The sequence below is a fragment of the Corynebacterium sp. HMSC27B11 genome (assembly GCF_001815985.1).
Classification (GTDB): Bacteria; Actinomycetota; Actinomycetes; order Mycobacteriales; family Mycobacteriaceae; genus Corynebacterium.
The window spans coordinates 96,879-111,591 of record NZ_KV823538.1; the positions used below are offsets into that span (position 1 = coordinate 96,879).

Here is a 14,713-nt window from a genome sequence, read left to right on the forward strand (position 1 = left end):
CCCTCCTTGGGGCAACAAGAAACCCCAGCACCGTGCGGTGCTGGGGTTTCTTGTGTCTATCTAGCGGTCACGCCGTCGCCCCGGGGGCTAAGTCCCAGAGCCAGCTCCGCTGGCCGGTGCGCCGACCTGCCCGGTTCGGCACTACTTTGCGCCGCTACTGCGGATCCGCGATAACAACCATCGCGTGGCGGAGCACTCGCTCCCCCATGCGGTAACCCTTGCGGAGCACAGTACCGACAGCCTTCTCGTCGCCAGAGGACATGTCCTGCACGGCCTCGTGAAGCTCCGGATCGAAGGCATCGCCCTCGGCGCCGAAGACCTCCACCTTAGCCCCGCGCAGAACCGTGTTCAGCTTGTCGGACATCGCCTTGAGCGGCCCGGTCAGGTCGCCGTGCTCGGCGGCCAGATCCAGGTCGTCCAGGATCGGCAGGAGGTCCGTGGCCAGGCTGGCCTTGGCTGCCTCCACTGCTGCCACCCGGTCGCGCTCAGCGCGGCGACGGTAGTTGGCGTACTCGGCGGTGACCCGCTTCAGATCCTCGGTGAGCTCGGCCAGCTCGGCCTCAGCCGGGCTAGCCGCCGCCTCCGGGTCCACCGAAGGGTCAACCGTGTCGTCGCCGTCGGCCAGGTCGGCCGCAGCGTCGTCGGCTGCCGCCTCGGCGGCGTCGCGCTGGGCGTCCTCCTGGGCCTTCACGGCCGCTTCGGGGGACTCGCCCGGCGCCTCGCCGGCATTGTCGACGGCCGCATCCGCCTCTGGGTCAGTGACCGCCGGATCACCTGGGTTATCCGGCATCTCGCCGGAGGTGTGTGCGTTCGTCATTACTTCTTCTCATCCTCGCTGTCGTCCTCGTCGACAACCTCAGCGTCGACGACGTTCGGATCCTCGGAGCCTGCGTCCTCAGCGTCGCCTGCCTCGCCGGCCTGGGCTGCCTCGGACTCGTAGATGGCCTTGCCCATCTCCTGGGACTCCGCGGAGAGCTTCTCCATGGCGTCCTTGATGGCCTCGATGTCCTCACCCTTCAGGGCCTCGTCGACAGCCTTGGCCGCCTCCTCGACCTTATTCTGGATGTCCTCGGAGACCTTGTCCTTGTTGTCCTCGACGAACTTGCGGGTCTGGTAGACGGTGGACTCTGCGGAGTTGCGGACCTCCTGCTCCTCGCGGCGCTTCTTGTCCTCCTCAGCGTGAGCCTCGGCGTCCTTGATCATCTGGTCGATCTCGTCCTGGGAGAGGCCGGAGCCGTCCTGGATCTTGATCGTGTTCTCCTTGCCGGTGCCCTTGTCCTTCGCGGTGACGTGCACGATGCCGTTGGCGTCGATGTCGAAAGTCACCTCGATCTGCGGGACCCCGCGCGGTGCCGGAGCGATACCACCGAGCTCGAAGGAACCGAGCAGCTTGTTGTGCTGCGCCATCTCGCGCTCACCCTGGAAGACCTGGATCTGCACGGAAGGCTGGTTGTCCTCAGCCGTGGTGAAGGTCTCGGAACGCTTCGTCGGGATGGTGGTGTTGCGCTCGATGAGCTTGGTCATCACGCCACCCTTGGTCTCGATACCGAGGGACAGCGGGGTGACGTCGAGCAGGAGGACGTCCTTAACCTCACCGCGCAGAACACCAGCCTGCAGCGCCGCACCGACAGCGACAACCTCGTCCGGATTCACGCCCTTGTTCGGCTCCTTGCCGCCGGTCAGCTCCTTGACCAGGTCGGTCACGGCTGGCATGCGGGTGGAACCACCGACCAGGACGACGTGCTCGATCTCGTTGATATCGACGTCAGCGTCCTTGAGGACGGCCTGGAAAGGCTTCTTGGTGCGGTCCAGCAGGTCCTGGGTGATGCGCTGGAACTCAGTGCGGGTCAGCGTCTCGTCCAGGAACAGCGGGTTCTTGTCGCCGTCGACGGTGATGTACGGCAGGTTGATGCTTGCCTGCTGGGAGCTGGAGAGCTCGATCTTCGCCTTCTCAGCAGCCTCGCGGAGGCGCTGCAGGGCCATCTTGTCCTTGGTCAGGTCGATGCCGTTGGCGGACTTGAACTTCTCGACCAACCAATCGACGATCGCCTGATCCCAGTCGTCACCGCCGAGCTTGTTGTCACCGGAGGTTGCACGGACCTCGACGACACCGTCGCCGATCTCCAGGAGGGAGACGTCGAAGGTACCGCCACCGAGGTCGAAGACCAGGATGGTCTGTTCCTTGTCGCCCTTCTCCAGGCCGTATGCCAGCGCTGCGGCGGTCGGCTCGTTGACGATGCGCAGGACGTTCAGGCCTGCGATCTGGCCGGCATCCTTGGTTGCCTGGCGCTGGGAGTCGTTGAAGTAAGCCGGCACGGTGATGACCGCGTCGGTGACATCCTCGCCCAGGTAGGACTCGGCGTCGCGCTTCAGCTTCATCAGCGTGCGTGCGGAGATCTCCTGTGCGGTGTACTTCTTGTCGTCGATTTCGACGTTCCAGCTGTCATCGCCGATGTGGCGCTTGACGGAGCTGATGGTGCGGTCAACGTTGGTGACCGCCTGGTTCTTTGCGGACTGACCGACCAGAACCTCGCCGTTCTTAGCGAAGGCTACGACGGAAGGCGTGGTGCGTGCGCCCTCGGAGTTGGCGATAACGGTTGCTTCGCCGCCCTCGAGCACCGACACCACAGAGTTCGTGGTTCCCAGGTCAATACCTACTGCGCGTCCCATTGTCTTTTCTCCTTTTTGTTGTGGGTTTTATGTGCTGGCCCTTGCGAGCCTCTCACTAAGCCTTAGCGCCCTAGACTCAAGTTTTATTCCCAGCGTTCGGAAAATCTTTTAACCATCTCCGAAAGCCAGCGATTTTCAGTTGTTTTGAGCCCTTCGGCAGCCTCGGAGGCCCTTGCATGAGTGCCAGCGCCTCAACTTCTGTAACCAAGTATCCAGAGATTTCATTCCCGGTCAAGCCAAATTGAGTGCAATGCGCTCAGCTTCCACGATTTCCGCAGCGCAGACTAGGCTAAACAGCCATGAGCCTGTCGATGCACATCGCCGCACTCTTTCCGGACCCGCGCGTTCAGCGCGCCAAGAAGCAAACCGGCATTGCCCGGAAGACTGCCATCGTGCCGGATCCACCCCACGAGGTGCGCCAGCACTATGCCGTCTTCGAGCACTGGCACTCAGGCTTTCCCATTTACTCCATCACCCAGATGATCTTCGGAGACTCTCAATCCGCCGAGGCGCAGGAGTATGACCCGAACGCACCAGCCCTCGACGAGCTCACGCCCCAGCAGACCGCCAAACGCGCCGTCCTCTACATTCCGGGCGGCGACTTCTCCGACTACATGCCCACCGCCGCCTGGCGCTTCGTCACCGACCTGGTGGACGCAGGCCTGCGCGTTGACATCCCCCTCTCCGGCCGACTGCCGGACTACACCGCCCGGGAAGCCGTGCCGTTGGTACGCCGGGCCTACCAGGATCTCCTGAAGGAGCACGGGGCGGAGAACATCACGGTCATCGCCGATGGCTCCGGAGCAGCGCTCGCCCTCGGCAGCCTGCTGGCATTCCTGCCGGACGCCAGCCCCGCCAACGTCATCCTCGTCGACCCCTGGTACGACCTCGTCGCGAGCGGCTGGCAGCAGGAACACACGGGAAGGGTGGCGTCCTACTTAAAGGAGGTCTCCCACCGCTGGGCCGGCGGCCAGCTGAATAACGCGAAGGTCAACCCCGGCGTCATGGAACGCCAGGAGTGGCGCCAGTGGGCGGGTTCCGCCTTCCACGTCTTCGTCGGTGGGCACAGCCAGCCGATGCGGGATGCGCGGCGACTCGAGAAGGACCTAAAGAACGCGGAGGTGGCGGTGGAGGTCACACGCGTCGAAGGAACCGTCTACATGTACCACCTGCACCGGACCAGCGAGGGGCGCCGCGACCGCCGTCAGATGATCCGCATCGCACAAGGGCAGGGGAACTAAAGCGCGACCCCGATGGCGATGTGTTCCGCATCACTAGTGGTAGAGCGCCGATTCGTGAGCCAGCACACAATTTAAGCAACATTTCTATTGCTTATTTCGCCCCCGGGGCGAGGCCGAAAAAGTGTATATACCTGCGGTTAAGCTGCTAACGTACCCATGAAGTAACGGAATTATAGGTATCCAGCTCATCCGAGACTGGCTTATAAAGGAGTACTCCATGTACCTGCTTGCAGCAGGGCAGGCGACAAGCACTGACATTCCGTGGAATGTCACGGTCCCCCTGGGGATCATTGGCGCGCTGCTCTCCATCCCAGCCTGGATTTTCTTCATCCGCGGTGCCCTGCAGATCTTCAAGACGATCCGCCTGGGCCAGCCGGCGCTGAAGCGCACGGATAACCCCGGCGCCCGCCTCGGCAACCTGATCAAGGAAATCCTGGGCCACACGAAGATGGCCAAGAAGCCTGGGGTTGCGATCGCCCACTGGTTCGTCATGGTGGGCTTCCTCCTGGGCTCACTGGTCTGGTTCGAGGCCTACATTCAGACTTTCAACCCGGAGGGTGGCTGGCCGATCATCGGCAACTGGGCCGTCTACCACTTCGTTGACGAGATCCTGGGTATCGGCACCACGCTGGGCATCATCGCCCTGATCATCATCCGCCAGAACATCGGCGATAAGGAGCGCAAGGCCCGCTTCTACGGCTCCAACGCCAAGGCCGCGTACTTCGTCGAGATCGTGGTCCTGCTTGAGGGCTTGGGCATGATGTTCGTGAAGGCCGGCAAGATCGCCACCTTCGCCAGCTACGAGGGCGGCCACGCCGCCACCGACTTCCTGACGATGCAGATCGCGAAGATCCTGCCGGAGTCCCCGCTGATGGTCTCCATCTTCGCGCTGATCAAGCTGCTCTCCGGCATGGTCTGGCTGTTCATCGTGGGTCAGAACATCACCTGGGGTGTCGCATGGCACCGCTTCATGGCGTTCTTCAACATCTTCCTGAAGCGCAACTCCGACGGCCGTAACGCGCTCGGCGCGGCGAAGCCGATGACTTCCCAGGGGCGCATCCTGACCATGGAAAACGCCGATCCGGACACGGATAACATCGGCGCGGGCTCCATCGAGGACTTCACCTGGAAGGGCTGGATGGACTTCACCTCCTGTACCGAGTGTGGCCGCTGCCAGGAGCAGTGCCCGGCGTGGAACACGGAGAAGCCGCTGAGCCCGAAGAAGCTCATCATGGACCTGCGCGACCACGCGGTCGCTTCTGCCCCGTACCTGCTGGAGAAGGCCTCCGCCCCTGCCGGTGGCGGCCTGTTCACCGGGGATGCCACCGAGGTGGACCCGGCAGCCGAGGCACACTCCGACATGCCGCTGCTGCAGCTGGTCGCCGAGGGCGAGATGGGTGTTATCGACCCGGACGTCCTGTGGTCCTGCACCAACTGTGGTGCCTGTGTCGAGCAGTGCCCGGTGGACATCGAGCACATCGACCACATCGTCGACATGCGCCGCTACAAGGTGCTGGCTGAGTCCGAGTTCCCGACCGAGCTGGGTGGCCTGTTCAAGAACATGGAGACCAAGGGCAACCCTTGGGGCCAGAACAACAGCCAGCGTTCCGACTGGATCGAGAAGGCAAAGGCCGACGGCATCGAGGTCCCGGTCTTCGGCGAGGACATCGAGAACTTCGACGACACCGAGTACCTGTTCTGGGTCGGTTGCGCCGGTGTCTACGACGACAACGCCACCAAGACGACCCGCGCGGTCGCGGAGCTGCTGTACACCGCTGGTGTGAAGTTCGCCGTCCTGGGTGAGAACGAGGGCTGCACGGGTGACTCCGCCCGCCGCGCCGGTAACGAATTCCTCTTCCAGATGCTGGCTGAGCAGAATATCGAGACCTTGGACAACGCCTTCGAGGGCGTGCCGCCGAAGCAGCGCAAGATCGTTGTTACCTGTGCTCACTGCTTCAACTCCCTGCGCAATGAGTACCCGGAGATGGGCGGTAACTACGAGGTCATCCACCACACCCAGCTGCTGAACAAGCTGGTCCAGAAGGGCTACCTGGAGCCGGTGAACACGCCGAACTCCAGCCGTACCGTGACCTACCACGACCCGTGCTTCCTGGGCCGTCACAACAAGGTCTTCGACGCCCCGCGTGAGCTGATCGGCGCCTCCGGTGCTGAGCTCACCGAGATGCCGCGCAACCGCAACACCGGCTTCTGCTGTGGTGCCGGTGGCGCCCGCATGTGGATGGAAGAGGACCTCGGTTCCCGCATCAACCTGAACCGCACGGACGAGGCGCTGGCCACCGGCGCGGACGCCATCGCGATTGGTTGCCCGTTCTGTAAGACGATGATCAACGACGGCGTGAACAACCGTCAGGCAGACATCGAGGACAAGAGCGAGCGCACCCAGGTTCTGGACATCGCCCAGATGTTCCGCGAGTCCATCCTGGTCGACGGCGAGCTGCCGGCACCACGCTCCCCTGAGTTCCTGGCCGCCCCTGAGCGTGGCTGGGTCGACGAGGAGAAGCTGGCCCGCGAGGAGGCCGAGCGTAAGGCCGCTGAGGAAGAGAAGCGCCGCGCTGAAGAGGAGAAGAAGCGCAAGGCGGAGGCCAAGGCTGCCGAGGACAAGAAGAAGAAGGAGGCTGCCGCTGCCGCCGGTGGTGCCGCAGCAGCTGGCGCCGCGGGTGCCGCTGCCGCCGCTCCGGGCGCGCCTGGTGGCGCTCCGGCTGCTCCTTCTGCTCCAGGTGCTCCTGCTGCTCCGGCCGCACCAGGTGCCCCAGCAGCTCCTGCTGCGGGCGCCCCGGCTGCCCCAGCGGCACCAGGTGCTCCGGCGGCACCGGGTGCTCCGGCGGCGCCGTCTGCAGGCGCTCCAGCAGCTCCGGGTGCCCCAGCGGCTCCGGGTGCTTCCGCCCCGGCTGCACCGAAGGCTCCTGCTGCTCCGGGTGCTCCGGCAGCTCCAGGTGCCCCAGCCGCTCCTGCTGCACCGTCTGCAGGTGCCCCGTCGGCCCCAGCAGCTCCTGCTGCACCGGGCGCTCCTGGTGCTCCAGGCGCCCCGGGTGCTCCGGCGGCTCCGGGCGCTTCCGCCCCAGCTGCGCCAAAGGCTCCTGCCGCTCCGGGTGCTCCAGGCGCACCGGCAGCCCCGGGTGCCTCCGCTCCAGCGGCTCCGGCTGCTCCAGCAGCTCCGGCAAGCGAGGGCTCCGCTGCAGCTGAGAAGCCAGCAGCAGCACCGGCTGCGGAGAAGACCGAGTCCGGCGCTATCAAGCTGGGCAGCACCACTCCGGGCGCACCAGGAGCTCCGGGTGCACCGGCTGCGCCGGCAGCTGCCCCTGCAGCAGCTCCAGCGGCTGAACCAGCTGAGGCTCCGACCGCCCCAGCAGCCGAGCAGAGCGAGCAGGCAGAGGCGCCAGCCGAGGCTCCTGCCGCACCGGCAGCTGAGGCACCGCAGTCTGCTACACCAGCATCGGGCGCAACCGAAGAGGGTGGCGTGATTAAGCTCGCTGCCTCCACCCCGGGCGCTCCGGGTGCACCGGGCGCTCCCGCGGCTCCTGCCGCACCGGCTGCTGCCCCGCAGTCTGCTGCACCAGCTGCCCCGGCGGAGCCAGCAGCGCCACAGGCCCCGGCCGAAGAGCAGGCCGAGGCTCCAGCCGAGGAGGCTGGCGCTGAAGAGACCCCAGCCGAGGAAGCACCGAAGGCCGCTGAGGCTCCCGCCACTCCGGCGGCGGATAAGCCGGCCGGTGGCGCGACCACCGAGGGTGGGGTCATCAAGCTGACCCGCAACACCCCGGGCGCGCCGGGCGCCCCAGGCACTCCTAACGCCTAAGGGCCGGGCCAAGAGGCACCGCCTCTGAACTGAAGAACCGCACCTGCTACCGAAGCAGGTGCGGTTCTTTTTATACGGCACCCCGCAGCAATCCCCTTCGATAAATAGCGCCCCATCACATTGCACGCCCCTGCCGCCGTTTCCAACCACTATCCTCGGGTTGACCTAGCCGGATACACCCGGTGCGAAACTCCCATTTCGCCATCTCCACAGTGTCGGAAAATGTAATATCTACGGCGCAAGCAGGAAGCCTGAAACATGTGATCCGCGGGTAATCACATGACTATATGGAGGAGCACCATTGGAACCTTCCAACCCCTGGGCCGAAGAAAACCCATGGAAGCAACCGAGCCCGTCCCCCAATCAAGGCACCAGCTCTTGGGGTAACAACCCGCCCCCGACGCCCGGCGGATCCGACGGCCCTGAAACACCACAAGGTTCCTCGAAGAAGCCGGTCATCATTACTCTCATCGTGCTCCTCGCCCTCGCGGTCGTCGGCGGGGGTGGCTGGTACCTCAAGCAACGCAGCTCATCGGAGGAAACTTCGACGGCACAGGAAGCACCGTCCTCCACTGCGTCGACGGAGGCCACCGCAACGCCCACCACCGAAACATCGGAGTCACCGACCAGCACCCCAGAGGACACCACCCCGAGCAAGGGCTCCTGCGATGAAGCAATCTCTGGATCCGGAATGCGCCGCCCGACCAGCTCCTTTTGCGATGGCACATGGGCCCTCGTTGGTGACACCGGCACCGACCACACCAAGCTGTTCTATTGGACGGGCGATGCCTGGCGCACCTACGAAAACCATGGCCGCCACTCTAGCGGAGCCCTCAGCCCGTGCTACGAGCGCGACACCCTGGTTGAGGACAAGGTGCCGCCGCGGCTGGTGAACAAGATGTATCAGGGACACCTGCTGTGCGATGACACTCCGTCATCTTCCAGCGACGATTCCGCCTCCGGCTCCCAGCACAACAGCGCGCTGCCCTCGGACGACCTCCCGCCGGGCGGTGACTGGCTGCCGTACCCGCCCTGCGACGGTAGCTACGCGCTGATCGTCGATTCCGTCGTGGTGCCCCCGGGCCAGGATCCAAAGCCATTGGTCCGCAAGAGCCTCGCGGCCCATCCCGGCGCAGAGGCTACTTACCCCGACCAATGCGCGGCTTTCCGTGGCCGCGTCGACGGCGCGTACGTCTATCCCGTCTACATCAAATACGGCAACGACCTGGCTGGCGTGTGTGCCGCCGAAAACCGCGGCGAGGGCAACGCCCGCAAGCTCCAGCGCGTCGCGGACTACTCCAGCCCCTGCTAGAAACCTTGTTCGCAGCCCAGCGCCCCACCCAGCGGTAAAGCGCTGGACTAACGCCGCGGCCGGCCGCGCGGGGAGGTGACCGTCCGATCCCCCGGGATCCAGAAGCGCAGCGGGGCGGCCACATTCTTCGAAATCCCGATACGCGGCCCAGCGACAAACTCCGCCCGCTCCGCCGGCGGTTGCAGGTACAGCACCCCCTCCTCGGGGTCAGCCACGCCCAGCGCGTCGTCGACCTGGATCACCCGCGAACCGTCGAGGTGCAGGTCGAAGCCCATAGCCTGGCCGAGGTTTCCGGGGCCGCGGGCCAGGTTCTCCTCGGCATGCTTCTCCCCGCGCCGCTGCCGCACCAGCTCCCTGCCCGCAATCACCTCACCGGCGCGCAGCAGGATTCCGCCCGCCTCGCCTTCCGGGTGACACACCAAGTTCCCGGCGCGGTGGATCCCGTAGCTGGCGTAGACGTAGAGCCGCTGCGGTGGGCCGAACATCGTTTCACACCGGGGCGTGGGGCCGTTGTAGGCGTGCGATGCGGGATCATTGCGCCCCACGTAGGCCTCCACCTCGGTGAGGCGTACGGCCACTTGCCCAAAACGAAGCACCCCTCCCAACAGGAGGGGTGCGGTGCGTTCGGCAGATTGATGGAAGTCGAGGCGGAAGGTCATGCCCACCACCCTAGGCGGGCGTCTTCCGGCTCGCCCCCCCCGGTCGCTGACCTAGAGGCGCTGGCGCTTCAGGAAGTTCCAGACTTCCTGGCTGGCATCCGGAACGCGGTTCCAGGTGTGGTTCTGCGGGTTGGTGATCAGCTGCGTCTCAGCGCGGGCGCAGCGGTAGACGTGGCGCTTGCCGCCCGGGACGTTGTGGATCGCTGGCTGCGGTGCGCAACCATTGCGGGCCTTGTAGCTGTTCATCAGGCGCGGGACGCTCAGGTACGGGCGCCCGCCGTGGCGGGTGCCGCCGTGGTAGCGCATCATCGTGTCGCCGGTACCGTGCATCACGAGGATCGGGATCGGCAGGTTCTTGCAGCCGGAGTTCACCGGGTTGTAGTAGGCACCGCCCACGGACGCGACACCCGCGAAGACGTGAGGCAGGTGGCACGCGACGACGGCGGTCATGCCGCCACCGTTGGAGTGACCGGTCGCGTAGATGCGGCGACGGTCGACGTTGTAGGTGCGGTCAACCTCGTCGATGATCTGGGTGACGAAGCGCAGGTCCTCGCCGCCACGGACGGTGGCGTACGGTGCGCCTTCCCAGCCGTGGTTGATGGACTCCGGGTAAATGCGGATCGCCTCGCGGGCCGCACCCGTCTCGTGCAGGCGGGAGTAGCGGCGGAAGTTCTCCGGGCTATCGCGCCAGCCGTCGAAGCCGAAGATCACCGGGGTGGGGCGGCTCGGGTTGTAGTGAGTCGGGACGTGCATGATATACCGGCGGTTGCGGCCGGTGGACTTGGTGTACACGTTGATGGATTTGCCATTGCCGATGCGCGGCGCTGGCTTCGCGTTATTCGGGCGACCCTTCGGCGCCGGTGCTGGCGCGCCCGGCAGGCTGGAGCCCGGTGGGAGGGCGTCCTGCACCCGCTGGCCGTTCGGCAGGCGGATGTCCCCGAGGTTCGGCAGCTGAACCTGCGGGAGCTGGAAGTCGGAAGACTGTGGGACGGCTGGCAGCGGTGGCAGCTGCGCCTCAGCCTTTGGTGTGGTGGGCAGTTCCCCCAGGCCCAAGCCCAGCGCCAGCAGTCCGCTGAAAGCCACGGCGGCGGCACGCTTGAACCCACGGCGATTTTTAAGGTTTTTCAGCATTCTCGCATCTTACATCAAGCAGGAAAGAAGTCACACGAGTAACACCAGTAACATTTGGAATTTTTCGCCAGCCCTCCGATAAGCGACCTACCTGCACGATTGTCGGCACTGAATCGAAGAACATAAACTTCAGTCCTAACCCCCGCCGCCCCCCCCACGTAAGAAGGCGAGCTAATGACGACCCCCGGCAACTCTGAGCGAGACGTCGCACGGTCAAGCACGCCCGCAACCGACGCGGAGATGTCCGAGGCCACGACCGACGGCGCCACCCCAGCACCGCATGAGCCAACGGAAAACACCCCGCAGGACAGCACGCAGGGCGATGCCGACACCGACCCGAACAACGGCACCACTGTCGAGCGCGAGGACGCGAACGCCGATACCGCAGCCTCCCCCGACGCAGGCGACTCCCCCGAGGCAACGGACGAGGATGGCACCGAGGCCGACCAGAACCCCGAGGAACTGGATGAGGACGACCGCCCCTGGCGCGAAAACCTCGCCTCGGACATGAAGTCCCCCATGGGCAAGCTCCCCACCTGGGGCTGGATGGCAATCATCCTGACCGTGGCGGTGATCGCTGCCATCGCCTTCGGGATCCTCTTCATGGGCAAGGCGAAGACCACCGCGGAGGCTAACGAGTCCCCCACCGGCGCGATCACCCCGTCCCGCCCAGCGGCGACCACCACCAGCAAGTACGAGCGCGACCCGAACGCCGGCGCACCCAACGGTGGCTACGTGGACCCGGGGTATGTCGACCCCGGTTACTACGAGCCCGCCCCGGAGCCGGAGGAGACCACCACGGAACCCTCCGAGGAAACCACGAGCAAAGCCCCAAGCTCGAAGCGCAAGCCCTCCTCGAACACACCAAAGCCACCAGCCCAGGGAAATAACGGCAACACCGAGCCGAAACCGAACCCCGGCACCGGCAACAACGGCGGGGACGAGGGCATCATCCCTAACCCCGGCGACGTCATCGACCGACTCACGGGCGGCGACGGCGGCACCGGCGGCGGTCACCGCGGTGGCGGGAACAACGGCGGCGCGGAAACCGGAAACGGCGGACGGAACTAGCCGAAATTCTGGCGAAACGCTTGCCACCCTGGCAAGGTTTGAAGAATGAGTAAGCCCCTACGCCCCAGCCAATTGCGCCACCTGAACCAGTCCTCGAAGCTGGCTAACGTTCTCTACGAGATCCGCGGCCCAGTCAACGCGGAGGCCGAGCGCATGGCCGCCGACGGCCACCGGATCCTCAAGCTGAACACCGGAAACCCCGCCGAGTTCGGCTTCGAGGCCCCGGATGTGATCATGCGCGACATGATCTCCGCTCTGCCGCACGCGCAGGGTTACTCCACCTCCAAGGGCATCATCTCCGCCCGCCGCGCGATCGTCGCCCGCTACGAGGTCATCCCGGGCTTCCCGGAGTTCGACGTCGAGGACGTCTTCCTGGGTAACGGTGTGTCCGAGCTGATCACGATGACGATGCAGGCCCTGCTCGACGACGGCGACGAGGTCCTCATCCCGTCCCCGGACTACCCGCTGTGGACGGCGTCGACGTCCCTGTCCGGCGGTAAGCCGGTGCACTACCTGTGCGACGAGGAGGACAACTGGAACCCCTCCATCGAGGACATCCGTTCCAAGGTCACCGAGCGCACCAAGGCCATCGTGGTGATCAACCCGAATAACCCGACCGGCGCGGTGTACTCCAAGGAGATCCTGCAGCAGATCGTGGACGTGGCCCGCGAGCACTCCCTGCTCATCCTGGCTGACGAGATCTACGACAAGATCCTTTACGACGACGCCGAGCACATCAACATCGCGAGCCTGTGCCCGGACCTGCTGTGCCTGACCTTCAACGGCCTCTCCAAGGCCTACCGGGTCGCTGGCTACCGCTCCGGTTGGCTGGTCATCACCGGCCCGAAGGGGCATGCGGAGGGCTTCCTGGAAGGCCTGACGCTGCTCGCCGGGACGCGGCTATGCCCGAATGTTCCGGCCCAGCACGCCATCCAGGTGGCGATCTCCGGCCGCCAGTCCATCGACGACCTCGTGCTGCCGGGTGGCCGCCTGCTGGAGCAGCGCAACATGGCGTGGGAGAAGCTCAACGAGATCCCCGGCGTGAGCTGCGTGAAGCCGATGGGCGCACTGTACGCCTTCCCGAAGCTGGACCCGAACGTCCACGAGATCCACGACGACGAGAAGCTGATGTTCGACCTGCTCCGCGCGGAGAAGATCCACCTGGTGCAGGGCACGGGCTTCAACTGGCCGACCCCGGATCACTTCCGCATGGTCACGCTGCCGTGGGCCCGCGATATCGAGAACGCCATCGAGCGGCTGGGGAACTTCCTGGCCAGCTACCGCCAGTAGCACCCTGGGGCCGCCCGCGCCCCGCTGCGGCTCTAGGCGAGCGTGCGGCTGCGGCCGAGCGCCAGCACCCGCCAGCCGGCGTCCTCCCAGGCCTGCTGGTCCAGGCAATTGCGCCCATCGATGACGGTGGGCGCCTTCTTTTTCTTCTTCTCCCCCGGCGCTACTCCCGCCCCGGGGGCGGGGCCGGCCTGCACGGCGGCCAGCGCCTCGGCCGGCTTCAACCGGCGGAACTTCGGCCACTCGGTGGCCACGATCACCAGCTCCGTGCCCTGCAGAGCCTCGGGCAGCGTGGGGGCGTGCTGCAGCTCGGGGGCCGCCAGGCGGGCAGTCTTCTTCGCCTTCGGGTCGTAGATGCGCACGTGCGCCCCGGCCTGGTAGAGCCGCATCGCGATATCCACTCCCGGCGCCTCGCGCACATCATCACTGCGGGGTTTAAAGGCTGCGCCCAGCACGGTGATGCTCCGGCCGGTGACGTCCCCGCCGAAGACCTCGTGGGCCATGTGCTCCACCTTGTCGCGACGGGAGTTGTTGATCGCGTCCACCTGGCTCAGCAGGCCGCTGGCCCCGGTCGCGCCGAGCTCCTCGGCGGTGGTCATGAACGCACGAACGTCCTTGGGGAGGCAACCACCGCCGAATCCGAGACCAGCGTGGAGGAAGGACTTTCCGATGCGACGGTCGGCCCCCAGGGCGGCGGCGAGCGCCGTGACGTCCCCGCCGGAGGCATCGCAGAGATCGGCGACCGCATTGATGAAACTGATCTTGGTGGCGAGGAAGGAGTTCGCGCTCGTCTTCACCAGCTCCACCGTGGCGGGGTCCATCATCATCAGTGGCGCCCCTTCGGCCAGGGGTTCGGCATAGATCTCCCGGACGAGCTTTTCGACCTTCCCGCGGTCCTCGTCCCGCGCCCCGACGACGATGCGGTCGGGGTGCAGGGTGTCGTCCACCGCCGTGGATTCCCGGAGGAACTCGGGGTTCCACGCGACGGTGCAGCTCGCGGCCGGGGCGGGATTCTTCTTTCCCTTCGAGCCCTTCTTGCTGCCTGCTTTCTTGGCTGCTGCCTGCGCCGCCGCGCCCTGGATGAGCCGGTCCATCCGTTCCTGCAGCACCGGGGTGGTCCCGACGGGGACGGTGGACTTACCCAGAAGGACGTGATCGCCGCGCAGCAGCGGGGCCAGGGCGTCGACGACGGCGTAGATCTGGCTCAGATCAGCACCCGCACCGCCGGCCTGCTGCGGGGTTCCGACGCAGAGGAAGTGAGTCTTCGCGAACTCGGCGGCTTCCGCCGGGTCGGTGGTGAAGCGCAGTTTTCCTGCGCTGACCCCCCGTTTCAAAAGTTTCTTTAATCCCGGTTCATAGAACGGGGATTTGCCAGCGTTGAGCCTTTCGACTTTCGCTGGATCGGTATCCACCCCCAGCACGTCATGGCCGAGCTCGGCCATGCACGCTGCGTGTGTTGCTCCCAAGTAGCCGGTGCCGACAACAGTCATCCGCATGCCCCACACAATACGCACGGATTCGGTTGCGT

General features: G+C 65.6%; 10 protein-coding genes. 5 read left to right on the top strand and 5 right to left on the bottom strand.

Annotated features, from left to right (window positions below; genetic code table 11):
- Nucleotides 1-154: 154 nt before the first annotated feature.
- Together grpE and dnaK are read right to left on the bottom strand one after the other, a co-directional pair.
- Nucleotides 155-817 (bottom strand): nucleotide exchange factor GrpE, encoded by a 663-nt coding sequence (gene grpE / locus HMPREF3097_RS01570; RefSeq protein ID WP_070760378.1) that lies wholly within the window; start codon nucleotides 815-817, stop codon nucleotides 155-157.
- Complete coding sequence (gene dnaK, locus HMPREF3097_RS01575; RefSeq protein ID WP_070760380.1) at nucleotides 817-2,670, bottom strand: molecular chaperone DnaK; 1,854 nt, start codon at nucleotides 2,668-2,670, stop codon at nucleotides 817-819. The genes grpE and dnaK overlap by 1 nt, the downstream gene beginning before the upstream one ends.
- A gap of 299 nt (nucleotides 2,671-2,969) precedes the next feature.
- Between dnaK and HMPREF3097_RS01580 the strand changes: the two genes are divergently transcribed.
- The 3 genes from HMPREF3097_RS01580 (at nucleotide 2,970) to HMPREF3097_RS01590 (ending at nucleotide 9,037) form a co-directional block, all read left to right on the top strand.
- Nucleotides 2,970-3,911 carry an alpha/beta hydrolase fold domain-containing protein gene (locus HMPREF3097_RS01580; RefSeq protein ID WP_070760382.1) on the top strand — a complete coding sequence of 314 codons (942 nt, stop codon included), beginning with the start codon at nucleotides 2,970-2,972 and terminating at the stop codon, nucleotides 3,909-3,911.
- Nucleotides 3,912-4,128: 217 nt separating this feature from the next.
- Nucleotides 4,129-7,725, top strand: a complete 3,597-nt coding sequence (locus HMPREF3097_RS01585) for a (Fe-S)-binding protein (RefSeq protein WP_070760384.1) — start codon at nucleotides 4,129-4,131, stop codon at nucleotides 7,723-7,725.
- Between the two features lie 301 nt (nucleotides 7,726-8,026).
- Entirely contained in the window at nucleotides 8,027-9,037 is a 1,011-nt protein-coding gene (locus HMPREF3097_RS01590) for a hypothetical protein (RefSeq protein ID WP_141759477.1), read from the top strand.
- 47 nt (nucleotides 9,038-9,084) lie between these two features.
- Here HMPREF3097_RS01590 and HMPREF3097_RS01595 read toward each other — a convergent pair whose 3' ends face one another.
- Nucleotides 9,085-9,696, bottom strand: a complete 612-nt coding sequence (locus HMPREF3097_RS01595) for a DNA-3-methyladenine glycosylase (protein ID WP_070760560.1) — start codon at nucleotides 9,694-9,696, stop codon at nucleotides 9,085-9,087.
- Between the two features lie 51 nt (nucleotides 9,697-9,747).
- Nucleotides 9,748-10,827, bottom strand: coding sequence for a CE1 family esterase (locus HMPREF3097_RS01600; RefSeq protein WP_246821177.1), 1,080 nt, complete (start codon nucleotides 10,825-10,827; stop codon nucleotides 9,748-9,750).
- A 174-nt stretch (nucleotides 10,828-11,001) separates the two neighbouring features.
- Here HMPREF3097_RS01600 and HMPREF3097_RS01605 point away from each other — a divergent pair, with 174 nt between their 5' ends.
- Both HMPREF3097_RS01605 and HMPREF3097_RS01610 read left to right on the top strand, forming a co-directional pair.
- Nucleotides 11,002-11,898 (top strand): hypothetical protein, encoded by an 897-nt coding sequence (locus HMPREF3097_RS01605; RefSeq protein WP_070760388.1) that lies wholly within the window; start codon nucleotides 11,002-11,004, stop codon nucleotides 11,896-11,898.
- Between the two features lie 45 nt (nucleotides 11,899-11,943).
- On the top strand, nucleotides 11,944-13,188 hold the full coding sequence (locus tag HMPREF3097_RS01610) for a pyridoxal phosphate-dependent aminotransferase (RefSeq protein ID WP_070760390.1): 1,245 nt from the start codon (nucleotides 11,944-11,946) through the stop codon (nucleotides 13,186-13,188).
- Between the two features lie 32 nt (nucleotides 13,189-13,220).
- On the opposite strand, the gene HMPREF3097_RS01615 is transcribed toward HMPREF3097_RS01610, so the two are convergent.
- Nucleotides 13,221-14,675, bottom strand: coding sequence for a UDP-glucose dehydrogenase family protein (locus HMPREF3097_RS01615; RefSeq protein ID WP_070760392.1), 1,455 nt, complete (start codon nucleotides 14,673-14,675; stop codon nucleotides 13,221-13,223).
- Between the last annotated feature and the right edge of the window lie 38 nt (nucleotides 14,676-14,713).